The sequence below is a fragment of the Mesorhizobium sp. M1252 genome (assembly GCF_040318265.1).
Classification (GTDB): Bacteria; Pseudomonadota; Alphaproteobacteria; order Rhizobiales; family Rhizobiaceae; genus Mesorhizobium.
This window is the reverse complement of sequence record NZ_JAMYLX010000003.1, coordinates 364,536-390,491: the sequence shown is the minus strand read 5'-3', so window position 1 is coordinate 390,491 and position 25,956 is coordinate 364,536. Positions and strand designations below refer to the sequence as shown.

The window sequence follows — 25,956 nt, the reverse complement described above, 5'->3', positions numbered from 1 at the left end:
GTTGCCGCTGTCGGCACCCACCCATGATTGTTGAGCGCTAATGACTTATGCCGTGTCCGAAATACGATCCGCCGGCCGGCCGCGAAAGAAGCGGCTGACGCATGCAGCAATCGAGCCCTGGCTTTATCTCAGCCCGGCGATCGTTCTGCTGGTCGTGGTGCTGCTGGTGCCGCTGATCATCGGCATCAGCTATTCGTTCCGGAAGTTCTCCGCCTTCAAATCCGAATATGTCGGTCTAGGCCAGTATCAGGCGATGCTGACCGACCAGGTGCTGGGGCAGGCGCTGGTCAACACGCTGTGGTGGACCGTCGCCAGCCTGTTCTTCCAGTTCTTCCTCGGCCTGGGTCTGGCGTTGCTGCTCGACAAACCGTTTGTCGGGCGCAAGTTCGTGCAGGCGGTGGTGTTCCTGCCCTGGGCGGTGCCATCTTTCCTGTCGGGCCTGACCTGGGCGTGGCTGTTCAATCCGATCATCGGACCACTGCCGCATTGGCTCTTCACGCTCGGGCTGAAGGCCGAGCCGACCAATGTGCTGTCCGATCCGGCGACCGCCATGTGGGGGCCGATCATCGCCAACATCTGGTTCGGCATTCCGTTCTTCGCCATCACGCTGCTGGCGGCGCTGAAGTCGATCCCGTCGGAACTGCATGAGGCGGCCGCAATCGACGGCGCTTCGCCTTGGCAGCGCTTCACCAAGGTGACGCTGCCGTTCCTAGCGCCGACCATCGTCATCACCGTCATGCTGCGTACGATCTGGATCGCGACCTTCGCCGATCTGATCTTCGTCATGACCGAGGGCGGGCCGGCCGGCTCGACCAGCACGGTGCCGGTCTACATCTATGTCAGCGCCTTCAAGTCGCTGGACAAGGGCTATGCCTCCGCGGTGGCGGTGCTGCTACTGGTACTGCTCATCGCCTATGCGATCGCGCTGATCGCCATCCGCCGGTTGCTGGTGAGGCACGTCTGATGATTGCCGGACGCTCTACCTCCTCGCGCATCTTCAGCGGCGTCGGCCTCTACGCGGCGATTGCCGCCTATATGATCTTCGCCCTGTTCCCGATCTTCTGGACGCTGAAGATTTCGGTGACGCCGGAGCGGCTGCTCTATTCCGAGGGCATCACGCTGTGGCCGTCGCAGACGACCTTCCGCAACTTCATCACTGTCCTGGAAGCCTCTGACTTCCCCCGCTATTTCCTCAACAGCGTCATCGTCTCGGTGTCGACCGCGGCGCTCGTCACGGTCATCGCCACCCTCGCCGGCTACGCCATGTCGCGCTTCACCTTTCGCGGCAAGGCGACCCTGGCGATCATGCTTTTGCTCACGCAAACCTTTCCGCTGGTGATGGTCATTCCGCCGATCTACCGCGTCATGGGCGAGCTTGGCCTGACCAACAGCCTGGTCGGTCTGATCATCATCTACACGGCCTTCAACACCGCCTTCGCCACCTTCCTGATGCAGTCCTTCTTCGACGGCATTCCGAAGGATCTGGAGGAAGCGGCGATGATCGACGGCTGCACGCGGGCGCAGGCGATGCGCAAGGTGATCGTGCCGCTGACCTTGCCCGGCATGGGCGCCACGCTTGGCTTCGTCTTCACCGCCGCCTGGAGCGAATTGCTGTTCGCGCTGATGCTCATTTCCAGCGACGACCAGAAGACGTTTGCCGTCGGCCTGCTCACCTATATCGGCAAGTTCGCCGTCGACTGGGGGCAGATGATGGCGGCGTCGATCCTGGCGCTGATCCCGGTCTGTATCTTCTTCGCCTTCCTGCAACGCTATCTCGTCACCGGCCTCACCGCCGGCGCGGTCAAAGGATAATCGATGGCTTCCGTCACGCTGCAAAACGTCGAGAAGGACTACGGTTCGCTGCGCATCCTGCACGGCGTCGACCTCGAGATCGCCGATGGCGAGTTCGTCGTGCTGGTCGGCCCGTCCGGCTGTGGCAAGTCGACCCTTTTGCGCATGATTGCCGGGCTGGAGGAGGTGTCGGGCGGCGAGATCCATATCGGCGATCGGCTGGTCAACGATGTCGCGCCGAAGGACCGCGATATTGCCATGGTGTTCCAGTCCTACGCGCTCTATCCGCACATGGACGTGTCGTCGAATATGGGCTTCAGCCTGCTTTTGAAGAAGGCGGAGAAGACGACGATCGACGGCAGGGTAGGGGCGGCGGCCAAGCGCCTCGGCCTCGACAGTTTCCTCGGACGTCTGCCCAGGCAACTGTCCGGCGGCCAACGCCAGCGCGTGGCCATGGGCCGCGCCATCGTGCGCGACCCCAAAGTGTTCCTGTTCGACGAACCGCTCAGCAATCTCGACGCCAAATTGCGCGTGCATATGCGCGCCGAGATCAAGGCCCTGCACCAGCAGCTCAAGACCACATCGGTCTATGTCACCCACGACCAGATCGAAGCCATGACTATGGCCGACCGCATCGTCGTCATGCATGACGGCTATGTGCAGCAGGTCGGGCATCCCCTGGAACTCTACGATCGGCCGCTCAATACTTTCGTGGCCGGCTTCATCGGCTCGCCCGGCATGAATTTCTTTCCGGCGACAGTCGCCAAGGGCGGCAAGGTGGATGCGGTGCTGGCCGACAGCCAGAAGCTGAGATTGCCGGATGGATTGCCGCTCACGGATGGTGACAAGCTCACCGTCGGGTTACGGCCGGAGCACATCCAGCTCGCCGACGACGGAGGGCTCATGGCAGAGGTCGAGGTGGTCGAGCCGCTCGGCCTGTCGACGCAGTTCTATGTCCGGCTCGCCAATCAGCTGGTTTGTGTCTTCGTCATGGGACGCAGCACTATCCGGCCGGGCGACACGGTAAGACTGTCTGCCGATCCGGCGGCCCTGCATCTGTTCGATCCCGCAAGCGGCAACCGCATCGGGTAATCCTATCGAAGGCTGCCCAGGCTGGCATACATGCCGGTGGTGCGGAACTGCGTCGGGTTGATGCCGTAGAGCCGGCGGAAGACTTTCGAGAAATAGTTGGCGTCCTCGAAGCCGCACAGGATGGCGACCTCCTTGACTGGCAGGAAATCGGCTTTGGTTAGCAGCTTCGCCGCCCGCTGCAGCCGCTGCTGCAGCACGAACTCGGCCGGCGGAACGCCTTCGCTCTCGGCGAAGCAGCGCGAGAAATGGGCGCGGCTGAGGCCGCTGATCTGGACGAGCTCGGCCACGGGCAAGGGCTTGTCGAGATTGGCGTTGATATGATCGATGACCGGCTGCATGACGCTCTGTTTCTCAGTGAAGGCGTGCGAGCCGAAGACATCGTCGTAAAGCGCCATCGCCGCCTCATAGGCGATTGCCGAAGCAGCGCCAGGCGAAGCGCCACCCTTGATCAGGCGCAGGCTGCAATCGGCGAGATGATCGATCGTCTCCGGCTGCAGCCGAAACACCGGGCCGGAGACGCTGAGTATGGATTTGTGGACGCGCAGCGCCTCCTCGCCATTCATCGAGATCCAGAAATATTCCCAGCGGTCGCCCTTCTCCAGCCAGTAGCGATGGTTGTGTGGCACCAGCACCAGCAGCGTGTCGTTGGCCTGCAGGCGGTAGTTGCGGTTCTCGTAGCGCAGCTGGCCGGTGCCGCTGATCGTGTGCTGCAGCACGGTGAACGGTGTCTGGCCGCGCTTGCGCCCATCCCAGTCATAGGTCACGCCCTCGCGTACTTCATAGCCGGTGCTGGTTGGCATGGCATGCAGGCGCTGGCGGCCGCGCGGCAGCGAGATGGTGCGCATCAACTGTCCGTTGGCGATCAGATCATGCAGCACAAAATTACCCTCGAAAGCATAATCGTTCTCTGGCCGCGCCCTGGAATAACGGCATAATCCAAATCCTGAGAACGCGAAAGACCCGCGGTCGAGGAGCGGGCGGGGAGGAGAACGAGCCGGAATTCCGGCTCGAATGGCATGCGCGCCGAGGCGAGCCGCCATTCCCTTTCCTGTTGCTCCTTACCCGGCATTTCGAATGCATCGAGGTGAGGTGATGAGTTTCAAAATCGCTATTATCGGCGCCGGCAGCGTCGGCTTCACCAAGAAGCTGTTCACCGATATTTTGTGCGTCCCGGAATTCAGCGACATCGAATTCGCGCTGACCGATCTCAGCGAACACAATCTGCAAATGATCAAGGCGATCCTCGACCGCATCGTCGAGGCCAACAAGCTGCCGACCAGGGTGACGGCGACGACCGACCGCCGCAAGGCGCTGGAAGGCGCGCGCTACGTCATCAGCTGCGTCCGGGTGGGCGGGCTCGAAGCCTATGCCGACGATATCCGCATTCCCTTGAAATACGGCATCGACCAGTGCGTCGGTGACACGATTTGCGCCGGGGGCATCCTCTACGGCCAGCGCAACATCCCGGTCATCCTCGACTTCTGCAAGGATATATTGGAGGTCGCCGAGCCAGGCGCCAAATTCCTCAACTATGCCAACCCGATGGCGATGAACACCTGGGCGGCGATCGAATATGGCAAGGTCGATACGGTCGGCCTCTGCCACGGTGTCCAGCACGGCGCCGAACAGATCGCCGAAGTGCTCGGCGCCAAGTCGCACAGCGAACTCGATTATGTCTGCTCCGGTATCAACCACCAGACCTGGTTCATCGATTTGCGGCTCAACGGCCGCAAGATCGGCAAGGACGAACTGGTGGCTGCCTTCGAGGCGCATCCGGTCTATTCGCAGCAGGAAAAGCTGCGCATCGACGTGCTGAAGCGCTTCGGCGTCTACTCCACCGAAAGCAACGGTCATCTCTCCGAATATCTGCCCTGGTATCGCAAGCGGCCGGACGAAATCACCCGCTGGATCGACATGTCCGATTGGATCCATGGCGAGACCGGCGGCTATCTTCGCTACTCCACGGAAACCCGCAACTGGTTCGAGACGGAATATCCGCAATTCCTCGAAGCGGCGTCGAAGCCGCTCGACGTATCGAAGCGCTCGAACGAGCATGCCAGCCATATTCTCGAAGCGCTGGAGACGAACCGCGTCTATCGCGGCCACTTCAACGTCAAGAACGCCGGCATCATCACCAATCTGCCGCAGGACGCGATCATCGAATCGCCCGGTTTCGTCGATCGCTTCGGCATCAACATGGCGTCAGGCATCACGCTGCCGGAAGCCTGCGCGGCCACCTGCATGGCTTCGACCAACGTTCAGCGCATGTCGGTGCATGCGGCTGTTACGGGCGACATTGACCTGCTCAAGCTCGCGGTGCTGCACGATCCGCTGGTGGGTGCGGTGTCGACGCCGGAAGAGGTCTGGCAGATGGTCGACGAGATGGTCGTCGCCCAGGCGCGTTGGCTGCCGCAATACGCCGATGCCGTGCCGGCCGCCAAGGAGCGGCTTTCGAAATCGATGGTGAAAACCCGCGACTGGGCGGGTGCGGCGCGGCGCAAAGTGCGCTCGATCGAGGAACTGCGCGCCGAAAAAACGGCCCTGAAACAGGCCGGCTGAGAATGCTGGCAGGCGGACAGCGGGAGGCCGGTTCGCCAATCAGCCGTCATGAATAGATGCGGCAGCAGCAGACGTCGAAACATCTGGGAGGAACACAATGAGGAACTTTCGTGGAATTGGCATTCTCGCCGGTCGAAGAATTGGCATTCTCGCCGGGCGAAGAATTGGCATTCTCGCCGGGCTGGCGCTGAGCGTCTCGGCATTGGCGCTTGGCAGTGCATACGCGTCCGAGCCGACCACGCCGCCGGCGCCGGCGGCGTTTCCCGCCGAGGGCAAGATCAAATACGTCGCCCGCGATTCCATCCTGGAGTTCAAGGCGCTGCCCGAATATCACGAGCCCGAGTGGGTCACCGAGAAATACGTCAAGACTGGCAAGCTGCCGCCGGTCAAGGATCGCCTGCCGAAGGAGCCGCTGGTGTTCAAGACCGGCAACATGCCGGACGGCATCGGCGTTTATGGCGACACCATGCGCCACGTCATTGGCGGCCGGCCGGAAGGCTGGAATTATGGCGCCGGCCAGACCCAAGGATGGGGCGGCATCGACATCGGCCTTTCGGAATGCCTGACGCGCACCGCGCCTTTGTTCCAGGTCGAGGCCAAGGACACCGAGCCGCTGCCCAACCTCGCCAGGAGCTGGGACTGGTCGAAGGATGGCCACACGCTGACCATGCACCTGGTCGAAGGCGCCAAATGGTCTGACGGCGTTGCCTTCAATGCCGACGATGTCATGTTCTACTGGGACGATGAGGTCGTCGACCCCAATGTCTCGCCGTTGAACGGCGCCACAGCGGAAACCTTCGGTGTCGGCACGACGCTGAAGAAGGTCGACGATTACACCGTCGAGTGGACCTTCAAGGACGCTTTCCCCAAACAGTATCTCTATGCCATGGCCTACGGCACCTTCTGCCCCGGCCCAGCGCATATCCTGAAGCCGCAGCATCCGAAGTACTCGAAGAATACCTACGAGCAGTTCAAGAACGCGTTCCCGCCGGAATATATGAACATTCCGGTGATGGGCGCCTGGGTGCCGGTGGAGTATAGGCCCGACGACATCATCGTCTTGCGCCGCAATCCCTACTACTGGAAGGTCGACGAGAAGGGCAACCAGCTGCCCTATCTCAACGAACTGCACTACAAGCTGTCGACCTGGGCCGACCGTGACGTGCAGGCGGTGGCAGGGGCCGCCGACTTCTCCAACCTCGAGCAGCCGGAGAATTTCGTCGCTTCGCTGAAGCGAGCGGCGGAGAAGGACGCGCCGGCCCGGCTCGCCTTTGGCCCGCGCCTGATCGGCTACAATCTGCGCATGAACTTTTCCGCCAATGGCTGGGGCAATCCCGACGAACGCGGCCAGGCGATCCGCGAGCTCAACCGCAATGAGGACTTCCGCAAGGGCATCACCATGGCGCTCGACCGCAAGGCGCTCGGCGACTCGCTGGTCAAGGGGCCGTTCACCGCTATCTACCCCGGTGGCTTTTCCTCGGGCACCAGCTTCTATGACCGCAACTCGACCGTCTACTATCCCTTCGACATCGAGGGCGCCAAGGCGGAACTGGCCAAGGCTGGTCTCAAGGATACGGATGGCGACGGCTTCGTGAACTTCCCGGTCGGGACCGCCGGCGGCAAGAATGTCGAGATCGTGATGCTGGTCAACAATGACTACGGCACTGACAAGAGCCTCGCCGAAGGCGTCGTCGGCCAGATGGAAAAGCTTGGCATCAGGGTCGTGCTCAACGGCCTCAACGGCACCCAGCGTGATGCCTCGCAATATTCCGGCCGCTTCGACTGGCTGATCAGGCGCAACGAGCAGGAGCTGACTTCCGTCGTGCAGAACACCGTGCAACTCGCGCCCGTCGGACCCAAGACCAGCTGGGATCACCGCGCGCCCGAAAGCGGCGTGGTCGACCTGATGCCGTTCGAAAAGGAGCTTGTCGACATCGTCAACAAGTTCGTCTCCTCGTCAGACAATGACGAGCGCGCCAGCCTGATGAAGACGTTCCAGAAGATCTCGACGGAGCATGTCTACAATATCGGACTGACCGAATATCCCGGCGCCCTGATCATCAACAAGCGCTTCTCCAACATCCCGCAGGGAACGCCGATCTTCATGTTCAACTGGGCCGAGGATTCGATCGTGCGCGAACGCGTCTTCGTCGCCGCCGACAAGCAGCAGAAATACGAACTCTTTCCCGACCAGCTTCCCGGCAAGCCCGGCGACAAGGGTCCGAGTAACTTTGTTTCCCCCCCGGGCTGACGCCCGGCCGCGCGGCGCGCGGCCGGGACGGAGTAAGGTCAGCGGCAACAGATTAGATCAAAGGAGGAGAAACGGTCCGATGCTGCGATTCCTGGCCATGCGCATAGCATCGGCGGTCCCGGTCATGGTCATCCTGAGCCTGGTCACCTTTGCCATCATCCAGGCGCCGCCGGGCGACTATGCCGACTATATCCGCTCGCAGCTTATCAACCAGGGCGGGGCGTCTTTTGCCGAAGCCGACGCGCAGGCGCAGGCCTATAGGGTCGAGCACGGCCTCGATAAACCGCTGCCCGTCCAGTACCTGAACTGGGTCGCCGGCATCATCACCCGCGGCGATTTCGGCTACAGCCTCTATTACAACAAGCCGGTCGCCGCCGTGGTCGGCGAGCGGCTGCCGCGCACGCTGCTGCTGGCACTGGTCTGCCATCTGCTGGCGTCGGTGCTCGGCATCACCTTCGGCATCTGGGCGGCGACCAGGCAATACACATGGATCGACTCGGCGCTGTCGGCCATCTCCTTCCTCGGCATGACCGTGCCGCGCTTCCTGATGGCGCTGATCATCGTCTATCTCCTGGTCTTCCAGTTCAACGTGTCGGAGATCGGCAGCTTCTTCTCGCCGCAATATGGCGGCGCGCCGTGGTCGTGGGCGAAATTCGCCGATCTCGTCAAGCATGTCTGGCCGGTGGTGGCGATCGCCACCTTCGGCGGGCTCGCCTACAATATGCGCGTCATGCGCGGCAATCTGCTCGATACGCTGAACGCGCAATATGTCGAGACGGCCAAGGCCAAGGGCCTGACCGGCAGCGCCGTCGTCATGCGCCATGCCGTGCCCAACGCACTGCACCCGCTCATCATGTATCAGGGCGTGGTGCTGCCCTACATGCTGACCGGCGAGATCGAGACGGCGATCATCTTTGCGCTGCCCACGGTCGGTCCCGCCATCGTCGGCTCGATGGCGGTCGGCGACGTTTATGTCACGGCGACCTTCATGATGGTGCTGTCGGCAACACTGATCGTCGGCAACATCATCGCCGACATGCTGCTCGCGCTGCTCGATCCGCGCGTACGCCAGTTCAGGGAGAGCTAGATGCTGGCGCGTGACCCATCCCCGCCGCCGCCCCCGGCTGAAGCAACCGCGATTGCGACCCCACGCGGCAATGAGAGCTATATGGCGCTGGTCTGGCGCCGGCTGAGGCGCTCCTGGACCGGCATGGCCGGGCTGATCCTGGTCGTGCTTCTGGTGCTGATGGCGCTGTTCGCCGATTTCTTCGCGCCGATGGACCCCAAGGTGACCGATGTCGCTTTCGCCCCGCCGCAAGTGATGAGTTTTCACGACAGAGACGGGAATTTCGTGCTCCAGCCGCGGGTCTATGCGCTGGCGGATTCTGCTGACCTCGACCCGGTCACCTTCCAGCCGGTCGTCGGGCCGGATTACGAGCATCCGCGCCTGCTCGGCTTCTTCGTCAAGGGCGCCGACTACCGGCTGCTTGGACTGATCCCCGCCAACCGGCATTTCTTTGCTTCGGCCGACGGCCAGCCGGTGCATTTTCTCGGCACCGACAAATTCGGCCGGGATGTGTTGTCGCGCGCCATCCAGGGCTCGCGCGTCTCGCTGATGATCGCGCTGACGGTGGTGTTCATCATCACCGTCATCGGCACCACGGTCGGCATGGTCTCGGGCTATTTCGGCGGCCGCTTCGACGTCTGGATGCAGCGCTTCGTCGAGTTGGTGCTCGCCTTCCCGCAATTGCCGCTCTATCTTGCGCTGACGACGCTGATCCCGGTGACCGCGCCGACCAACGTTTTCCTCGCCTTCGTCATCATCGTCATGTCGGCGCTGGGCTGGGCGCAGATGTCGCGCGAGGTGCGCGGCAAGACGCTGGCGCTGGCGCGGATCGACTATGTGCGCGCTGCCATGGCGGTTGGCGCCACCGACATGCGTATCATCATGCAGCACATTTTTCCCAATGTGATGAGCCACGTCATCGTCGCCGTGACGATCGCCATCCCGACGGTGGTGCTGCTCGAAGCCTTTCTCGGCTTCCTCGGCTTCGCCGTGAAACCGCCGCTGATCTCATGGGGGCTGATGCTGCAGGACACGGCTACCTATTCGGTCATCGGCACCTATCCGTGGATCCTGTCGCCGGTCGGCTTCGTGCTGATCACCGTCTTTGCCTTCAACGCGCTGGGCGACGGCCTGCGCGATGCCGTCGATCCCTATTGAGGTGGCCGGGATGACCGTAGCGCTCGCAGCCACCTTCGCACCAGCCGTCCGGCTCGACCATGCCGGCCGCCACGACCAACCCATCATCGATGCCCGCAACATCGAGGTCGCCTTCAAGGTCGAGCACGGCGTCGTCGACGCTGTGAAGGATGTCTCGTTCCAGCTTTATCGCGGCGAGACGATCGCCATCGTAGGTGAGTCCGGTTCCGGCAAGTCGGTGACGGCGCGTGCTGTCATGGGGCTCTTGTCGAAGCGGGCCACCGTGTCGCCGAAATCCACCATCCACTATTGCGGGCAGGACATACTGAAATTCCCCGAGAGCGCCCGGCGCAAGTTGCGCGGCAATCGCATCTCGATGATCTTCCAGGAGCCGATGAGCTCGCTCAACCCGATCTATACGGTTGGCAGTCAGATCGTCGAGGCGATCAGAGTGCATCGAAAGGTCAGCCGCAAGCAAGCCTGGGCGCGGGCGCTCGAGCTTTTGCGGCATGTCCAGATCCCCGAGCCGGAAGCGCGCATCAAACAGTATCCGCACCAGATGTCGGGCGGGCAGCGCCAGCGCGTGATGATCGCCATGGCGCTCGCCAACGACCCCGATGTGCTGATCGCCGACGAGCCGACGACGGCGCTCGATGTCACGGTGCAAGCACAGATCCTCAATTTGATCCGCAATCTGCAAAAAGAACTCAGGATGGCGGTCATCCTGATCACCCACGACCTCACCGTGGTGCGGAAATTCTCCGACTATGTCTATGTCATGCAGCATGGCGAGATGTGCGAGCACAACGTTACCGAGCGGCTGTTCGCCGACCCGCAGCATGCCTATACCAAGCGGCTGCTCGCTTCAGAGCCGCACGGCAAGCCGCAGCCGCTGCCGGAAAACAGCGGCACCATCCTCGAGGCCCGCGATATGCGCGTCTGCTTCATGCTACGCCATGGCAGCTTCCTGAAGCCGGACTGGCGCGAGCTGGTCGCCGTCGACGATCTCGGCCTGAAGCTTTGCCGCCACGAGACACTGGGGCTGGTCGGCGAATCCGGCTCCGGCAAGACCACCTTCGGTCTCGCCTTGCTCAGGCTCACCGAGGCCAAGCGCGGCGAGGTCAGCTTCGACGGCCAGCCGATCCACGGCCTGTCGCGCGCCGGGATGCGGCCGCTGCGCTCGCGCATGCAGGTCGTTTTTCAGGATCCGTTCTCGTCGCTCAACCCGCGTATGACGATCGGCCAGATCATCGAGGAAGGGCTGGTCGTCAACAGGATCGGCGCGACACGGCGCGAGCGGGTCGGTCGGGTTCGCGACGCCCTGGTCAGCGCCGGCATGCCCGGCGATATCCTGTCGCGGTTCCCGCACGAATTTTCCGGCGGCCAGCGGCAGCGCATCGCCATTGCCCGAGCCATCGCGCTGGAGCCCGAATTCATCCTGCTCGACGAACCGACATCGGCGCTCGACCTTTCGGTGCAGGCGCAGATCATCGACTTGTTGCGCAAGCTGCAGGACGAACGCGGCCTTAGTTATCTCTTCATTTCGCACGACCTCAAGGTGGTGCGCGCGCTCTGCCATCGCGTCATCGTCATGCAGAACGGCAAGATCGTCGAACAGGGGCCCGTCGACGAGGTCCTCACCCATCCCAAGACCGCCTACACCGAACGGCTCGTCAGGGCCGCCTTCGACGTGGCGTAGCAAAGTGCCGGAGGTTTAATAGTGGCAAGACATCCCAGGATCACCTTCATTGGCGCGGGTTCGACCGTGTTCATGAAGAACATTGTCGGCGACGTGCTGCAGCGCCCATCGCTGTCAGGCGCGACGATCGCGCTGATGGACATCAATCCGCAGCGGCTGGAAGAGAGCGCCATCGTCGTCAACAAGCTGATCGCGACGCTGGGCGTGAAGGCGAAGGCCGAGACCTATTCCGACCAGCGCAAGGCGCTCGCCGGTGCCGACTTCGTGGTCGTCGCCTTCCAGATCGGCGGCTTTGAGCCCTGCACCGTCACCGATTTCGAGGTGCCGAAGAAATACGGCCTGCGCCAGACCATTGCCGACACGCTCGGCGTCGGCGGCATCATGCGCGGCCTCCGGACCGTGCCGCATCTGTGGAAGATCTGCGAGGACATGCTGGCCGTCTGCCCCGACGCGATCATGCTGCAATACGTCAACCCGATGGCGATCAACACCTGGGCGATCTCAGAGAAATACCCTGAGATCAAACAGGTAGGCCTCTGCCACTCGGTGCAGGGCACGGCGATGGAACTGGCGCACGATCTCGACATTCCCTACGACGAGATACGCTACCGCTCGGCCGGCATCAACCACATGGCCTTCTACCTGAAGTTCGAGCACCGGCAGCCGGATGGCTCTTACCGCAACCTCTATCCGGACCTGGTCCGCGCCTATCGCGAAGGCAGGGCGCCGAAGCCGGGCTGGAACCCGCGCTGCCCCAACAAGGTGCGCTACGAGATGCTCACGCGGCTCGGCTATTTCGTCACCGAAAGCTCCGAGCATTTCGCCGAATACACGCCCTATTTCATCAAGGAAGGCCGCCCCGACCTGATCGACAAGTTCGGCATTCCGCTCGACGAATATCCCAAGCGCTGCATCGAACAGATCGAGCGCTGGAAGGGCCAGGCCGAGGCCTATCGCTCGGCCGACCGCATCGAGGTCGAGCAATCGAAGGAATACGCGTCCTCGATCATGAACTCGGTGTGGACCGGGGAGCCTTCGGTGATCTACGGCAATGTCCGCAACAATGGCTGCATCACCTCGCTGCCGGACAATTGCGCCGCCGAGGTGCCGTGCCTGGTCGACGGCTCCGGCATCCAGCCGACCTATATTGGCGAGCTGCCGCCGCAACTCACCGCGTTGATACGCACCAACATCAATGTGCAGGAACTGACGGTGCAGGCGCTGATGACCGAAAACCGCGAGCACATCTACCACGCGGCGATGATGGATCCGCATACGGCCGCCGAACTCGATCTCGACCAGATCTGGGCGCTGGTCGATGAGTTGCTGGCGACACATGGCGACTGGCTGCCGACCTGGGCGCGTGTGAGCGCCAAGGTCCGGGCCGCCTGAGCGCTGCTGCGGCGGTATCTACTCCACCCGTCAGGCCTCCGGTGGCGCCGGCAACCGGTGGCGCAGTTCCTCGACCAGCACGCGCTCGTTCTCCGAATAGTCGATCGGAACGACGACGAGATGGACGCCACCGCCGGCAAAAGCCTGTTCAAGCGTCGATTGTATTTCTGAGACGGCGCCGACCCTGGTTCCCTTGGCGCCATAGGCCTCGGCATATCTGACGAAATCGGGATTGCCGAAGGTCATGCCGAAATCGGGGAACTGGTCGACCGCCTGCTTCCAGCGGATCATGCCGAAAGCATTGTCCTCGATGATCAGCACGACCAATTTGAGCTTCAGCCTGACGGCGGTTTCCAGTTCCTGGCTGTTCATCATGAAGCCGCCATCGCCGCAGATCGCCATGACGCGGCGGCCGGGATAGAGCATCGCGGCCGTCATCGCCGAGGGCAGGCCGGCGCCCATCGTGGCCAGGGCGTTGTCGAGCAGCAGCGTGTTGGCGACGCGCGTGCGGTAGTTGCGCGCGAACCAGATCTTGTACATGCCGTTGTCGAGCGCCAGGATGCCATCGGCCGGCATCACCGCGCGCACGTCATGCACCAGACGCTGCGGCGTGAAACGGTCTTCGGTGGCGCGGGCGGCAATGCGGCTCAAAATCCCTTCGCGCAGCGGCAGTAGCGCCTGCGCGTTGGGGATCTTGCCCTCGAGGCGGTCGGCAAGCAGCCTGAGCGAAGCGCCGATGTCGCCGACCACTTCGGTCTGCGGGAAATAGACCTGCTCGACATTGGCCGGCTGGTAACCGACATGGATCACCTTCGGTCCCTTGTCGCCCATAATGAAGGGCGGCTTCTCGATCGTGTCGTGGCCGATAGTGATGATGAGGTCGGCCTGTTCGATGGCCTCATGCACATAGTCGCGCTCGGAGAGCGCGGCGGTGCCCATGTAGAGTTCGGTGCCGCCGGGCACCGTGCCCTTGCCCATCTGCGTGGTGAAATAGGGAATGCCGGTCCTGATCACGAACTGGGCGAGGTCGGACGTCGAGCGCGGCCGCGATGCGGCGGCGCCCAGCATCGCCAGAGGACGCTGCGCCTTGATGATCATCTCGGCGGCGCGGTCGAGCGCAAGCGGGCTGGCCAGCGGAAGCTCGACCGGATGCGGCGGGATCAGCGCGACATCGTCGCACTCCTCGGCCGCGATGTCTTCGGGCAGTTCCAGATGCACCGGTCCCGGACGCTCCTCTTCGGCAATCCGAAACGCTTCGCGCACCACGGCGGGAATGGTCTTCGCCGAGATGATCTGGCGTGACAGCTTGGTCAGCGGCTTCATCGCGGCGACGATGTCGACGATCTGGAAGCGGGCCTGGCGCGACGACCGGATGCCCTTCTGCCCGGTGATCATGATCATCGGCATGGCGCCGAGCAGCGCATAGGCGGCACCCGTCGTCAGGTTCAGGGCGCCGGGTCCCAGCGTGGTGATGCACACACCTGGCTTGCCGGTGAGCCTGCCATGGGTGGCGGCCATGAACGCCGCCGCCTGCTCATGACGGGTGAGGATGAGCTGGATCGAGGATTTGCGGATGGATTCGACGACGTCCAGGTTTTCTTCGCCGGGAATGCCGAAGATGCGATCGACGCCCTCATTCTCGAGGGCGGCAACAAGCAGGTCAGAACCTTTGGGCACGAAGCATCTCCTGGGCAAAGCGGCGGCGAACCGCGTCGGGATATGATCAGACATAGTTCTGGCAAAGCCCTAGCGCGAGGCGCGGCCGCCGCCAATATCGCTCTGCCTTACAGATCCTTCCGTTTCCTGAATTGGCCGGGCGAGACGCCGGCGTGGCGGCTGAAGGCGGTGGAGAAGGCGGCTTCCGAGCTGTAGCCGACCGCCTCGGCGACTTGGCCCAGGCTCTTGCCCTCGTGCAGCAGCCGGCTGGCCTGCCGCATGCGGCAGCCGAAGAGATAGGCCATGGGCGCTTCGCCGACGAGATCGCGAAAGCGGGCGGCAAAGGTTGCCCTGGAGAGCCCGACCGCGCGTGCCAGGGTCTCGATCGTCCAGTCGTGGTCATAGGCTTCATGCAGGGTCGCGAGCGCTCTGGCGATCGCGGGGTCCTGCAATCCCCTCAGCCAACCTGGATTGTCCATGCTTTCCAGACCGGAGCGCAAGGCGCGCGTGACGATGGCCCCAGACAGGCGAGCCATGACTACGTCGCTGCCGGGACCTTCGTCGGTCGCTTCCACCAGCAAGGCCTCGACATAGCCACGCAGCCATTTGGGCAGACGGCCATTCGATCCCCGGATGTGAACGATGCGCGGCAGGCCGGCAAGTGCCGGATGGTCGGCGTCGCGAAAGGCGAAGGCGCCGCACAGGATGACGGTCTTTTCGCCTTCGCCGCCGCTGCGAATACGCCCGGCTGCGGTTTGGGTCGCCAGTTCGGCGGCGGGGACGTTCGCGCTTTTGAGCGCGCCGGGCGACCGCAGCACATGCGGATCGGCGCGCGGTGCAATGATCAGGTCGCCGGCATCGAGAGGCTCGACATCTTCCTCACCGAACACCGCCTCGCATCGCCCCTTGATGACGACGTGAATGCCGCGAAGCCCAGCCTGGCTGAACGAGATCGCCCAGGGCGCGGCCAGTTCGAGGCGCCGGTACCCGGCGGCTGCGAAGTGCAATTCGCGCATGAGGGTAGCCAGGAGGTCCACGCTTCGCTCCAGAAACAGACGATCGATATATCAATCCAGACGCTGTCGAATAGCGCGCCGGCCTTACTGGACCTAGCTATGCCCGACAGGCCGCTTGTCGGCGATAACGAAACTCAGGAGTTATTCATGCCGCCAATCGAGCTTTTTGTCGCGCAGCTTTGTCCCTATGCGCACCGTGTCAGGCTCGCCCTTGCCGAGAAAGGCCTGCAGGCGACGGAAATCGAAATCGATCTGCGCAACAAGCCGGCGTGGTTCCTGAAACTCACGCCGACGGGAAAGGTGCCGCTGCTGCGCCATCAGGGGCAATATGTCAGGGAGTCGGCGATCATCTGCGAATATCTCGATGATGCATTCCCCGAACGGCCGATTTTCCCCAGGGATGCTCATGCCCGCGCTGAGGCGCGCATCTGGATCAGCTTCGCCGACACGCAGCTTTACGCCAGGACGGCAACCATGATGCACAGTTCCGACGCTATGGTTCATGAGCGGATCAAGGCCCAGCTTGCCGACGCCCTGCGCTTTGTGGAACAGCATGCCTTTGCGAGGCGAGGGGCGGACGAACGGTTTTTGCTGGGCTCGGAATTCAGCGCCGCCGACGTCGCCTTCTATCCCTGGTTCGAACAGCTGTGCGTGCTTGAGAAATATCTGGGCTTTGCCATGCCGGCCGAATGCGAGCGCCTGCTACGCTGGCAGGAAATGGTTGCTGCCAGGGAGGCGGTGCGGACCTGCGCCAGGTCAACCGGCTTCTATCTGGAATCCTATGGCCGGCTTCTCGCGGCCTGAGACGAGCGGGCAAACGGAAAAAAATTCCTCACTATGGTGCTGCAAGGTCAGTCATTTGCTTCTTGCTGCAGGCGCAAGCCTGTAAACATGCGGTATGAAGCGGGCCTGCCCGCCGCGCAGGAGGTGCCAGAATATGCCCAATCCAACCGTCGTCGGGTTTTCCGGCAATTTCACCAGGCCGTCCAAGACGCGTGGTTTTGTCGACCAGGTCGTCAGGGATATTGCGCGCCAGCATGGCCGGTCGGCGAGCACCTATGACATCGAAGACCTCGGCCCGTCGCTCGGCGCTGCCAAATGGGCGCGCGATCTCGACGGCCAGGCCCGGGCAATCTTCGACAGCGTCGTCAATGCCGATGTGCTGGTGGTGGGGTCACCGACCTACAAGGGCAGTTACACCGGCCTGTTCAAGCACTTCTTCGATCTGTTCGATCCCGCCGCTTTGCGCGGCAAGCCGGTGGTGCTGCTTGCCACCGGCGGCAATGATCGCCACGCGTTGATCGTCGAGCACCAGTTGCGGCCGTTGTTCGGCTTCTTCGAGGCGCTGACGCTGCCGACAGGGGTCTATGCCACGGACAAGGACTTTTCCGACGGCGTGCTGCGGGCCGAACCCATCCTGAAGCGCGTCGAGCAGGTTGTCGGCGAGGTCGGGCTGGTGCTGGCCAATCGCTCGCCAGCCGGCGTTGCTGCCGGATAGAGCGAGGCGGGCAGGCCGCCTCCGGCTTTGCTCGGGAGTGAATAAAAAGGCCCGCCAGCGACGCGAATCGTGACGAGCCTCCTTGGAGTAGGCCAAGCCTCCCACAGCCCGATTGCCTTCAAAATCAATACCCCGCCGGCTAGGCCTGGTATCGATAGTAGGGTCTGGATCGAATGGGAGCGATCCGGGCTGAAAAACGCCAATACCGGTCAAAGGTTCCCGGTCATCCTGAGCGGCGATGACAAAGGGGTTTTGGCCAACTGCGAAATCCATCTCAGGCGGATTTCTCGCGACAACTAGTTCCTGTCCGCCGGCTTCGAACGCATCCTTGACACCGTCTCGCGCTCGGCGCGCTTGGAGCGCAGAGGCGGCAGGCCGCGGTCGATCAGGTCCATGTCTTCCAGAACCATGTCGCCCATGCGCTTGAAGGCGATGTCGAGCGCGCCGGCGCGGTGGGCGGAGCGCAGGAAGCCGGGGATCGCACGGACCGGATGGTCCTGCGCCAGCGGTTCTTCAGGGAAGACATCGCTGGCGGCGACGATGTGGCCGCTTTTCACCGCCGCCATCAGGGCAGGGAAGTCGACGACGCCGGCGCGGCTGAGCAGGATGAAGGCGGCGCCCTTGCGCATACTTGCAAAGGCCTCAGCGCCGAGGAAACCCTGGTTCTCCGAGGTCACCGAAGCGACGACGAAGACGAAATCGCTTGATGTCAGCACCTCGTCCAGCGAGGCCGGCTCGACGCCATTGTCGATCAGGATCGACGGCGGCAGCCAAGGGTCGAAGACCTTGGTGCCGGTGCGAAAACCCGACAGCAGTCGGTTGAGCGCACGGCCGAGATCGCCGAAGCCGATGATGCCGACATCGGCGCCGGACAGAAGCCGCGCCGTCAAATTGCCGTCACCGCCCCACAGCTCCTCGCCTTTGCGGAAGGCGAGGTCAGCATCGACGATGTTGCGGGCGAGGTTGAGCGCCATGGCGAGGCCAAGCTCGGCCACCGGCTCGGCGAAGACGAGGCCGGTGGTGACGACATGGATGCCGCGCGCAAACAGCGTCTCATAGGGCATGTTGTTGATGAGGTTGGTCTCGACATTGAAGACGCAACGCAGCGCCTGCATCCGGTCCAAGGTCTCGGGCGAGATCGGCGGCTGGCCGATAATAAAGCGGGCTTCGGCAAGCACGTCGGCGGGCAAGTTCGCCACGCCCTCGGCCGTCGTCTCGACGACGCGGTAATGCGCTTTGAGGCGCGCCAGCTGCGGTGAGGTGAAGATCAGGTCGAGCGTGCGTGGTTCCGGCGCGCTGATGACCAGCGGCAGGGCCTTGTTTGGCATAACGATTCCTCCCCGGCGCGATCCGTATCGCGTATTTTGCTTTGCACTTGTGGTAGTCCCCAAAACCGCTTGCCGCCGTCCGGCGGCATGGGCTTGAGGGGTAAAATACCCACGATTAAACGATTTACAACTCCGGGAGGGGCCGCCGATCGCGTGGCTCGAGCCTTGCCGGGTTTTGATGCGGGAATCCGTTGGCTCGCCAGGCAACGGCCCTGAGGGCTCCTTTCCTTCTCCCCTGTGAGAGAAGGTGGAGTCAAAACGGATAGTGCTGCCCCGGATCCTCGATGGTCAGCCAGCGCAGGTCGGTGAACTCGGCAATCGAGGCCTTGCCGCCGAAGCGGCCGTAGCCTGAACCCTTGACGCCGCCGAACGGCATTTGCGCCTCGTCGCCGACGGTCGGGCCGTTGATGTGGCAGATACCGGCTTCGATGCGCGCGGCAACCGCCATGGCACGGCGGATGTCGCGGCTGAACACGGCTGAAGACAGGCCGTATTCGGTATCGTTGGCGACACATACCGCTTCGTCCTCGCCCTTGACGCGGATCACCGGCTTGACCGGGCCGAAGGATTCTTCCGAATAGACGCGCATCGCTGGCGTCACGTGGTCGAGCAATGTCGCCTCGACCACGGTTCCGGTGCGCTTGCCGCCGGCCACGAGCCTGGCGCCCTTGGCGACGGCGTCGGCAACCAGTTCTTCCATCTTGTCGGCGGCTTGGTCGCTGATCAGCGAACCGAGCACGACATGGCCGCGCGGGTCACCGGCAGGCAGCTGCGCCGCGCGGGCGGCGAGCTTGGCGACGAACTCGTCGGCGACCTTTTCATCGACGACCAGGCGCTCGGTCGACATGCAGATCTGGCCCTGATGCATGTAGGCGCCGAAGGTCGCCGCATTGACCGCGGCGTCAATGTCGGCATCGTCGAGCACGACCAGCGGCGCCTTGCCGCCGAGTTCGAGCAGCGCCGGCTTCAAGTGACGGCCGGCGAGTTCGGCAATGATCCTGCCGACCTTGGTCGAGCCGGTGAAGTTGACACGCCTTACGGCCGGGTGCGCGACCAGTGTTTCGACGATTGCCGCTGCGTCCTTGGGGTCATTGGTGACGACATTGATGACGCCCTTGGGCAGGCCCGCCTCGACCAGCACCTGGCCGATCAGCCGGTGCGTGCCCGGGCACATTTCGGAGGCTTTCAGCACAACCGTGTTGCCGCAGGCGATCGGCATGGCGATGGCACGGGTACCGAGGATAACCGGTGCATTCCACGGCGCGATGCCGAGGCAGACGCCGGCCGGCTGGCGGATCGCCATGGCGAGCGTGCCGGGCTTGTCGGAGGGGATGACCTCGCCCGAAATCTGGGTCGTCATGGCGGCTGCCTCGCGCAGCATTTTGGCGGCGAGCATGACGTTGAAGCCGGCCCAGGGGCCGGTCGCGCCGGTTTCTTCCATCATCAACTTGGTGAATTCGCCGACCTTGGAGTCCATGACATCGGCCGCCTTGGACAGCAAAGCGCGGCGCTCGCCCGGACCGGTCTTCGACCACGTCTTGAAAGCGGCAGCAGCGGCTTGGACCGCGGCATTGGCGTCGGCGATGCTGGCTGCGGCAGCGCGGGTCGCCAGCTTGCCGGTGAACGGGTCCATGCGCTCGTAAGAGGCTGAGCCGGAGGCATCCCTTTTATCGCCGTCGATCAGAAGTCCGATGTCCATTGTTCTCTCCCTCGCTCGCCGTGGAGCGTCTTTTCTATATTGACCACGATCTTATCCGAACATCGGCTCCCACTTTTCGGGATGATGGTCTAGAAGCCGAGCACCTCGGCATTGATCGATGCTTCAAGCCCACCGTCAACCGGCACATTGGCGCCGTTAACCCAGCGTGCGCCGTCCGAGCACAGGAACAGCACGACAGGCGCGATGTCGCCCGATGTGCCGGCGCGGCCGCTACGGGCGATGTCGCTATCGACGCGGGCGTCGCCCAGCACATTGCGGAACTGTTTGAGGATCGGCGTCTCGACCGGGCCGGGGCTCACTGCATTGACGCGGATACCGCGGCTCCTGAACAGGTCCTGATGCGCGGCGCTCTGCGTCCACAAAAGCAGCAGCTCCTTGGAAACGGAATAGCCTTCCTCGTTCTTCACCTGATGGTCGGCGACCACCTCCGCCACATCGGGAAAGCCTTCGATGCCGACCATCGATGCCGCGCGGTTGAGATTGGCGCGCCAGCCATAGCCGGCGATCGAGGCGACGTTGACTACGGTGCCGCCTTCACGAAGTCTTGGTGCGAGGTCTTCCGAGAGCGCGCGCAGGCCGTAGAAGTTGACGGCCAGTGTCGACACCGCACCGGTGTTGCCGGGGAGGCCGGCGACATTGCAGAGCGCATCGATGCGCTGCGGCAGGCGCCCGAGGAGATCGTCGACGCCGGCCTTGGATGAGATGTCAGCCTTGACGAAACTGCCGGCCGATGCTGCCGGTTCACGCATATCGACGCCGATCACGTCAGCGCCCAGTTGGCCGGCAAGTTCGGCCGTGCGAGCGCCGATACCAGAGGCGACACCGGTGATGAGGATGGTCTTGCCGAACAGCATGGTCACGCCTTTTCACTATGCGTTGCGGCCTGTTGCGGCGAAGGCGTCGCGTCACTATCGCCGGCGTTTGCCGGCAGCCTGACCCGGTAGCCGACCGGTAGCAGGCGCAGGCCAAAGCGCTCCTCCAGCGTTCCCCACACGCCGCGCGGCAGGAACAGCGAGAACAGCACCGCCGTGGCGCCGAGGCCGATCAGATACCAGACGCCGGTGCCGCCGAACCAGGTCTCGATGAGGAAGAACAGCAGCGCACCCAGAATGGCGCCCTCGAAGGTGCCGATGCCGCCGACCAGCACCATGAAGATCATGTAGGCGGTCCACTGGACGTTGAAGTAGGTTTTCGGCTGGAAGGTGATCGACGTGGCCAACCACAGCGCGCCGGCCATGCCGATGCCGAAGGCGGCGAGCACGAAGAGCAGCCGCTTGGTTCCGGTGACGCGCACGCCGACCGATGCCGCGGCCTCCTCATTGTCCCTGATGGCGCGGATGGCCGCACCCGTGCTGCCGCGCAGCAGGCTAAACAGGGTGGCGAGCAGCGCCGTCATCGCGGCCAGCGCCAGCCAGTAGATCGTCGCCCGCCTGGAACCGGCGTCATAGACGTTGAGCGAGATCAGCGACGTCCCGGTCTCGCCTTGCACCAGCCGGTCGAGATTGACCAGGAGATGGGTGAGCGCCGCGATCACCCACATGCCGATGGCGAACTCGCCGTTCCTGAGCCGCAGCATGAACAGCGACATCGGCCAGGAGATCGCGCCGACAATGATCGCGGAGACGAACAGCGAAGCGAACGGGTTGAGGCCGGCATCGGCCAGGCGGATGGTGAAATAGGCGCCGAGGCCGAAGAACACTTGCTGTCCCACCGAAACCAGCCCGCCGAAGCCGGCCAACGCGTTCCACATCGCCGCCAGGATCACATAGATGAACAAGGCCGTCATGCGGTCGACCGCGCCGGCCGACAGGAAGTGCGGCGCAACGGCGAGCAGCGCGATGATGACGACGACCGCGATCGCCGAGATACGCGAAGCAGCTGTGCCGCGCTCGATCACGGGGGAGGCCGAAACCGCGCTCATATCGTCTTCCTCGCGGGCAGGCGCACCAGGCCCCACAGGCCAAGGCCGGACGTGGAGAGCCGGATGAACAACACGATCAGGAAGGCGACATGGCCGCCGATGAGGAAGCCTTGCGGATGCACCTGCGCGCCGAGCGTCTGGGCGAGCGCCAGCACGATGCCGCCGACAAGCGTGCCCCACAGCGAACCGGCGCCGCCGATCACCGCCGCCTCGAAAGCGAACAGCAATTGAGGTGCGCCGGTATAGGGATCGAAGGTGGCGCGCATGCCGAGGAAGGCACCGGCAAGACCGACCGTGACCATGGCGATGGCGGCCGCGAGGGCGTTGGCGCGGCGCGCATCGACGCCGACGAGACCGGCCGTGTCGGGATCTTCCGACGTGGCGCGGATCGAGCGGCCAAGCCTGGTGTTGGTAAGGAACAGCTGCAGTCCGCCAAGCAATATGACGGCGGCGGCGAACATGATCACGGCAAGCTTGCCGACATAGATGCTGCCCGGCCATTCCCAGGAATCGTAGGAGAGGCTGCCGATATAGGGCGCCAGCGAACGTGTGTCGGCGCCGAACTGCTCGAACAGCGCATTGTCGATGACGATGGCGAGGCCGAACGTGGTCAGGATCGGCAGCAGCGCGCCTCCACGGGCGCTGCGCTCGAGTAGGAAGCGCTGCAGCGCCCAGCCGATGGCCGCCATCAGCGGCAGCACGATGAGCAGGCCGACGAAGGGCGAGATATGGAATTGCGAGGCGAGCCACCACAGCGCGTAGGCGGAAAACACGGCCAGGCTGCCATGCGCGAGGTTGATTATGCGCATCACCGAAAACATGAAGGAGAGGCCGCAGGCGATAAGCGCGTAGTAGCCGCCGAGCAGGATGCCCTGGACGATCTGGTTGCTCATGCCGGCACACTCCCGGCGCTTTTTCTGTGCAGACCGAAATAGGCTTTCGTCACTTCATCGCGGGACATGCCCTTGCTCGGGCCTTCCAGCGCGACGCGTCCTTCGAGCATGCAGATGACCTTGTCCGAGACCGAGAGCGCGCGATTGAGGTCCTGTTCGACCAGGATGATCGTCGTGCCGGAGCTGATCAGGCCTTGCAGCGAAGCGTATACGCGATCGACCACCAGCGGCGACAGGCCGAGCGAGACCTCGTCGAGCAGCAGCAGTTCGGGATTGCTCATCAAAGCGCGGCCGATGGCGGTGGCCTGCTGCTCGCCACCGGAGAGATGCCCGGTCTTGGCATGGCGGCGCGGCTTCAGATTGGGGAACGTGTCGAGCACTCGTTCCACGCTCCAGTCGCCGGGACGGCCGGCGGTCTTGCCAAGCAGGAGGTTCTCCTCGACCGTCATTTGCACGAACAGTTTTCGCCCTTCCGGCACCAGCGCGACGCCCATGCCGACGCGCTTGTGCGAGGGAACGCCGGTGATATCGGCGCCATTCAGCAGCACGCGGCCGGCCGTCGGCTCATGGGCGCCGGCGATCGCCCGCAGCAGCGTCGTCTTGCCGGCGCCGTTGGCGCCGACCAGCGCCAGCGTTTCGCCGCGCTCGATCGTAAAGCTCACACCGCGCACCGCCTGCAACAGGCCATGGCGGACGACCAGATTCTCGATTGCGAGCAGGCTCATTTCGGGCCTCCGCCGAGATAGGCGCGCACGACTTCCGGGTCGGCCATCACCGCTTGCGGCTCGCCATCGGCGATGATCTTGCCGGCGTCCATACAGATCAGCCGCTCTGCCACCTGCAGCAGGATGTGGACGATGTGCTCGATCCAGACGATGCCGATCTTGCGGCGGCGCAATTCCTTGATGGTATCGACAAGTTCGCTCGCCTCGCCATCGGTCAGTCCGCCGCCGATCTCGTCGAGCAGAAGCAGCGTAGGCCTTGCCGCGAGCGCGCGGGCAAGTTCCAGCCGCTTGCGGTCGAGCAGGCCGAGCGTTTCGGCGCGCCGGTTGGCCACGCCCATCATGCCGCACAGTTTCAGCGACTCCAGCGCCTCTTCATAGGCCTCGTCGCGGGCGAGACCGGCGCCATGCGACGCGGCAACAAAAACGTTCTCGAACGTGGTCATGCCGCTGAACGGCTTGGGCACCTGGTGCGTGCGCACCAAGCCGAGACGACAGCGCGCTGTAGCCGGCATCGCGGTCACATCGCCACCCTTGAAGGCGACCGTGCCGGCGCTCGGCGGGAAGGCGCCTGATAAGATGCTGAGCAGCGTCGTCTTGCCGGCGCCGTTCGGGCCGACGATGCCGACGGCCTCATCGGCATTCATGGCGAAGTCGACATCGTCGAGCACCACCAGCGCGCCGAAGCGTTTCTGGATGCCGGCAGCGCGGAGGATCGCGGCGTTTGCTGAACCGTTCACGATGCGATCCCCGTAACCGACCGTCAGCTGTTATACGGCTGGAGCTTGGCCTCGACCGGAACCTTCGGGTCGGTGGCGTTCTCGGTCACGACGTAGTCGAGCGGGAATTTGCCGCCTTCCTTGGCCGCCACCCATTGGGTGCCGATGATCGGGCCGGGAGAGACATTGGCGACCGGGCCGCTGGTGAAGTCGACCTTGCCGATCATGGTCTCGGTGTTGAGCGTGCTCAGCGCCTTGGCGACGGCCGCCTTGTCCTTGGCGTCGGTGCTTGCCTTCAGCGCCTCGAAGCCGGCGTCGAGCAGCGACATCGAGGCGCCGAGCTGCTGCGTCCACTGCTTGCCGCTGGCGGCCTCATAACCGTCGGCCAGTTCGATTCCCGAAACGCCGGTCAGCGGCGACTTGTAGGGAAAGGCCTTGTGCCAGTAAGCGGCGCTCGAAATCTTGTTGCCGAGATCGCCCAGCGCCTCGATGTCGGACGGGAACAATCCGGTCTTGGCGACCTGGCAGATCTTGATCTGCTTGATCAGGCCTTGCTGTGCAGCCTGACGCCAGAAGGCGGCGAAGTCCGGCGGGATCGGGAAGGAGTTGAAGATCTCGACGCCTTCCTGCTTGAACAGCGCGATCTGCGAGGAATAGTCGGTGGTGCCGGTCTCGTAGGCGCCGGGATCGACGATGGTGAAACCCTGCTTTGCCAGCAACGGCGCCAGATGGGTGCGGATGGCATTGCCGTCTGCGTCGTTGGGATACATGACGCCGACCTTCTTGTTGGTCTCGATCAGGTTCCATTGCGAGATGTAGGTCCGGAAGAACTCGTCGACGCCGAAGCCGAAATGATAGGTCCATTTGAACGGCGAGGGTTCGCCGGGCTTGGCGCCGCGGCCGAAATACCAGGCCTCCCACGGCATGACGGTGGAGAGGCAAGGCACGCCGGCGGCTTCGCAGGCGTCGGCGACCGGGTTGATCACCTCCGGCGTCGACACCGCCAGCATCAGGTCGACGGCCTGGTTGTTGATGAGGTCCTTGGCGAGCTGGCCGGCGCGCGACGGGTCGGATTGCGTGTCCTGGTCGATGATCTCGACACTGTATTTCTTGCCGCCGATGTCGAGGCCGTTGGCGAGCGCCTTGCGGGCGAGATCGAGCACATAGCCGTCGGTCTGGCCGAAGCCGGCGAGCGGCCCGGTGCGCGGGCTGACAAAGCCGACCTTCAGCGTGTCGGCGGCCTGCGCGAATGCCTGGCCGCGGCTGAGCGCAAGTGCCGCGCCGCCGGCGAGCGATGTGGCGATGAACTGGCGCCGCGAGACGCCGGATTTGCTTGAGGTCATGCTGGTATTCCTCCCTTTCCTGACGGCACCTGGAGGTCACCGCCGGCCTGCTCAAAATCGATGCCGCCCGTTCTTAAGATCGGAGATCGCCCCGGCAGGCCTTGAGGCGGCAGCGGAACGCCGCCAATGCCGATAACGGCACGATTTCGATCC

General features: G+C 63.6%; 22 protein-coding genes. 11 read left to right on the top strand and 11 right to left on the bottom strand.

Translation table 11 applies throughout. From position 1 onward, the window contains the following. Positions 1 to 40 precede the first annotated feature (40 nt). Genes NKH22_RS08340 through NKH22_RS08330 form a run of 3 tightly spaced genes read left to right on the top strand, consistent with a single transcriptional unit; the run spans position 41 to position 2,883 of the window. Complete coding sequence (locus NKH22_RS08340) at positions 41 to 964, top strand: carbohydrate ABC transporter permease (RefSeq protein ID WP_023685296.1); 924 nt, start codon at positions 41 to 43, stop codon at positions 962 to 964. Next, complete coding sequence (locus NKH22_RS08335; RefSeq protein ID WP_023691354.1) at positions 964 to 1,812, top strand: carbohydrate ABC transporter permease; 849 nt, start codon at positions 964 to 966, stop codon at positions 1,810 to 1,812. Before NKH22_RS08340 ends, NKH22_RS08335 begins: the two co-directional genes overlap by 1 nt. A 3-nt stretch (positions 1,813 to 1,815) precedes the next feature. Beyond that, entirely contained in the window at positions 1,816 to 2,883 is a 1,068-nt protein-coding gene (locus tag NKH22_RS08330) for an ABC transporter ATP-binding protein (RefSeq protein ID WP_023736032.1), read from the top strand. A gap of 2 nt (positions 2,884 to 2,885) precedes the next feature. Here the strand turns inward: NKH22_RS08330 and NKH22_RS08325 are convergent, their stop codons facing one another. Further along, a complete protein-coding gene (locus NKH22_RS08325) occupies positions 2,886 to 3,728 on the bottom strand; it encodes an AraC family ligand binding domain-containing protein (protein WP_081725414.1) in 843 nt (280 codons plus the stop codon). A 247-nt stretch (positions 3,729 to 3,975) separates the two neighbouring features. On the opposite strand from NKH22_RS08325, the gene NKH22_RS08320 reads away from it, so the two are divergent. The 6 genes from NKH22_RS08320 to NKH22_RS08295 all read left to right on the top strand — a co-directional run bounded on the left by NKH22_RS08320 (position 3,976) and on the right by NKH22_RS08295 (position 12,987). Next, the gene (locus NKH22_RS08320) at positions 3,976 to 5,442 is read left to right on the top strand and encodes an alpha-glucosidase/alpha-galactosidase (protein ID WP_352909346.1); all 1,467 of its coding nucleotides are present in this window, start codon (positions 3,976 to 3,978) and stop codon (positions 5,440 to 5,442) included. Positions 5,443 to 5,539: 97 nt separating this feature from the next. After that, positions 5,540 to 7,693 (top strand): ABC transporter substrate-binding protein, encoded by a 2,154-nt coding sequence (locus NKH22_RS08315; RefSeq protein WP_502908566.1) that lies wholly within the window; start codon positions 5,540 to 5,542, stop codon positions 7,691 to 7,693. 79 nt (positions 7,694 to 7,772) lie between these two features. Then, on the top strand, positions 7,773 to 8,780 hold the full coding sequence (locus NKH22_RS08310; RefSeq protein ID WP_023696253.1) for an ABC transporter permease: 1,008 nt from the start codon (positions 7,773 to 7,775) through the stop codon (positions 8,778 to 8,780). Next, positions 8,781 to 9,917, top strand: coding sequence for an ABC transporter permease (locus NKH22_RS08305; protein ID WP_023687914.1), 1,137 nt, complete (start codon positions 8,781 to 8,783; stop codon positions 9,915 to 9,917). 10 nt (positions 9,918 to 9,927) lie between these two features. Continuing rightward, entirely contained in the window at positions 9,928 to 11,595 is a 1,668-nt protein-coding gene (locus tag NKH22_RS08300) for an ABC transporter ATP-binding protein (protein ID WP_023741777.1), read from the top strand. Positions 11,596 to 11,616: 21 nt separating this feature from the next. Next, positions 11,617 to 12,987, top strand: coding sequence for an alpha-glucosidase/alpha-galactosidase (locus NKH22_RS08295; protein ID WP_023756329.1), 1,371 nt, complete (start codon positions 11,617 to 11,619; stop codon positions 12,985 to 12,987). A gap of 30 nt (positions 12,988 to 13,017) precedes the next feature. Here NKH22_RS08295 and NKH22_RS08290 read toward each other — a convergent pair whose 3' ends face one another. Together NKH22_RS08290 and NKH22_RS08285 are read right to left on the bottom strand one after the other, a co-directional pair. Beyond that, positions 13,018 to 14,664 (bottom strand): acetolactate synthase large subunit, encoded by a 1,647-nt coding sequence (locus tag NKH22_RS08290; RefSeq protein WP_023714588.1) that lies wholly within the window; start codon positions 14,662 to 14,664, stop codon positions 13,018 to 13,020. Between the two features lie 107 nt (positions 14,665 to 14,771). Further along, the gene (locus NKH22_RS08285) at positions 14,772 to 15,680 is read right to left on the bottom strand and encodes an AraC family transcriptional regulator (protein WP_197031340.1); all 909 of its coding nucleotides are present in this window, start codon (positions 15,678 to 15,680) and stop codon (positions 14,772 to 14,774) included. 126 nt (positions 15,681 to 15,806) lie between these two features. Between NKH22_RS08285 and NKH22_RS08280 the strand changes: the two genes are divergently transcribed. Both NKH22_RS08280 and msuE read left to right on the top strand, forming a co-directional pair. After that, a complete protein-coding gene (locus tag NKH22_RS08280; protein WP_023691347.1) occupies positions 15,807 to 16,463 on the top strand; it encodes a glutathione S-transferase family protein in 657 nt (218 codons plus the stop codon). A 133-nt stretch (positions 16,464 to 16,596) separates the two neighbouring features. Beyond that, on the top strand, positions 16,597 to 17,157 hold the full coding sequence (msuE, locus tag NKH22_RS08275; RefSeq protein ID WP_023691346.1) for an FMN reductase: 561 nt from the start codon (positions 16,597 to 16,599) through the stop codon (positions 17,155 to 17,157). Positions 17,158 to 17,453: 296 nt separating this feature from the next. On the opposite strand, the gene NKH22_RS08270 is transcribed toward msuE, so the two are convergent. The 8 genes from NKH22_RS08270 to NKH22_RS08235 all read right to left on the bottom strand — a co-directional run bounded on the left by NKH22_RS08270 (position 17,454) and on the right by NKH22_RS08235 (position 25,803). Continuing rightward, positions 17,454 to 18,485 carry a hydroxyacid dehydrogenase gene (locus NKH22_RS08270; RefSeq protein ID WP_352909343.1) on the bottom strand — a complete coding sequence of 344 codons (1,032 nt, stop codon included), beginning with the start codon at positions 18,483 to 18,485 and terminating at the stop codon, positions 17,454 to 17,456. Positions 18,486 to 18,738: 253 nt separating this feature from the next. Further along, on the bottom strand, positions 18,739 to 20,184 hold the full coding sequence (locus tag NKH22_RS08265; protein ID WP_023691344.1) for an aldehyde dehydrogenase: 1,446 nt from the start codon (positions 20,182 to 20,184) through the stop codon (positions 18,739 to 18,741). Positions 20,185 to 20,273: 89 nt separating this feature from the next. Next, entirely contained in the window at positions 20,274 to 21,059 is a 786-nt protein-coding gene (locus NKH22_RS08260; protein WP_023807314.1) for a coniferyl-alcohol dehydrogenase, read from the bottom strand. Positions 21,060 to 21,061: 2 nt separating this feature from the next. Next, positions 21,062 to 22,126: a branched-chain amino acid ABC transporter permease gene (locus tag NKH22_RS08255; protein WP_352909342.1), complete on the bottom strand. Its 1,065-nt coding sequence runs from the start codon at positions 22,124 to 22,126 to the stop codon at positions 21,062 to 21,064. After that, positions 22,123 to 23,019, bottom strand: a complete 897-nt coding sequence (locus tag NKH22_RS08250) for a branched-chain amino acid ABC transporter permease (RefSeq protein ID WP_023691341.1) — start codon at positions 23,017 to 23,019, stop codon at positions 22,123 to 22,125. The genes NKH22_RS08255 and NKH22_RS08250 overlap by 4 nt, the downstream gene beginning before the upstream one ends. Further along, on the bottom strand, positions 23,016 to 23,744 hold the full coding sequence (locus NKH22_RS08245; RefSeq protein ID WP_023685278.1) for an ABC transporter ATP-binding protein: 729 nt from the start codon (positions 23,742 to 23,744) through the stop codon (positions 23,016 to 23,018). The genes NKH22_RS08250 and NKH22_RS08245 overlap by 4 nt, the downstream gene beginning before the upstream one ends. After that, positions 23,741 to 24,481, bottom strand: coding sequence for an ABC transporter ATP-binding protein (locus NKH22_RS08240; RefSeq protein WP_023691339.1), 741 nt, complete (start codon positions 24,479 to 24,481; stop codon positions 23,741 to 23,743). The genes NKH22_RS08245 and NKH22_RS08240 overlap by 4 nt, the downstream gene beginning before the upstream one ends. Positions 24,482 to 24,504: 23 nt before the next feature. Continuing rightward, positions 24,505 to 25,803 (bottom strand): ABC transporter substrate-binding protein, encoded by a 1,299-nt coding sequence (locus NKH22_RS08235; protein WP_023691338.1) that lies wholly within the window; start codon positions 25,801 to 25,803, stop codon positions 24,505 to 24,507. Positions 25,804 to 25,956: the final 153 nt, after the last annotated feature.

Bases quoted from the DNA above. Each gene is read 5' to 3' on its own strand.
- NKH22_RS08340 (WP_023685296.1), top strand. From the start codon at position 41: ATGACTTATGCCGTGTCCGAAATACGATCCGCCGGCCGGCCGCGAAAG.
- NKH22_RS08335 (WP_023691354.1), top strand. From the start codon at position 964: ATGATTGCCGGACGCTCTACCTCCTCGCGCATCTTCAGCGGCGTCGGC.
- NKH22_RS08330 (WP_023736032.1), top strand. From the start codon at position 1,816: ATGGCTTCCGTCACGCTGCAAAACGTCGAGAAGGACTACGGTTCGCTG.
- NKH22_RS08325 (WP_081725414.1), bottom strand. From the start codon at position 3,728: ATGCGCACCATCTCGCTGCCGCGCGGCCGCCAGCGCCTGCATGCCATG.
- NKH22_RS08320 (WP_352909346.1), top strand. From the start codon at position 3,976: ATGAGTTTCAAAATCGCTATTATCGGCGCCGGCAGCGTCGGCTTCACC.
- NKH22_RS08315 (WP_502908566.1), top strand. From the start codon at position 5,540: ATGAGGAACTTTCGTGGAATTGGCATTCTCGCCGGTCGAAGAATTGGC.
- NKH22_RS08310 (WP_023696253.1), top strand. From the start codon at position 7,773: ATGCTGCGATTCCTGGCCATGCGCATAGCATCGGCGGTCCCGGTCATG.
- NKH22_RS08305 (WP_023687914.1), top strand. From the start codon at position 8,781: ATGCTGGCGCGTGACCCATCCCCGCCGCCGCCCCCGGCTGAAGCAACC.
- NKH22_RS08300 (WP_023741777.1), top strand. From the start codon at position 9,928: ATGACCGTAGCGCTCGCAGCCACCTTCGCACCAGCCGTCCGGCTCGAC.
- NKH22_RS08280 (WP_023691347.1), top strand. From the start codon at position 15,807: ATGCCGCCAATCGAGCTTTTTGTCGCGCAGCTTTGTCCCTATGCGCAC.
- msuE (WP_023691346.1), top strand. From the start codon at position 16,597: ATGCCCAATCCAACCGTCGTCGGGTTTTCCGGCAATTTCACCAGGCCG.
- NKH22_RS08270 (WP_352909343.1), bottom strand. From the start codon at position 18,485: ATGCCAAACAAGGCCCTGCCGCTGGTCATCAGCGCGCCGGAACCACGC.
- NKH22_RS08265 (WP_023691344.1), bottom strand. From the start codon at position 20,184: ATGGACATCGGACTTCTGATCGACGGCGATAAAAGGGATGCCTCCGGC.
- NKH22_RS08260 (WP_023807314.1), bottom strand. From the start codon at position 21,059: ATGCTGTTCGGCAAGACCATCCTCATCACCGGTGTCGCCTCTGGTATC.
- NKH22_RS08255 (WP_352909342.1), bottom strand. From the start codon at position 22,126: ATGAGCGCGGTTTCGGCCTCCCCCGTGATCGAGCGCGGCACAGCTGCT.
- NKH22_RS08250 (WP_023691341.1), bottom strand. From the start codon at position 23,019: ATGAGCAACCAGATCGTCCAGGGCATCCTGCTCGGCGGCTACTACGCG.
- NKH22_RS08245 (WP_023685278.1), bottom strand. From the start codon at position 23,744: ATGAGCCTGCTCGCAATCGAGAATCTGGTCGTCCGCCATGGCCTGTTG.
- NKH22_RS08235 (WP_023691338.1), bottom strand. From the start codon at position 25,803: ATGACCTCAAGCAAATCCGGCGTCTCGCGGCGCCAGTTCATCGCCACA.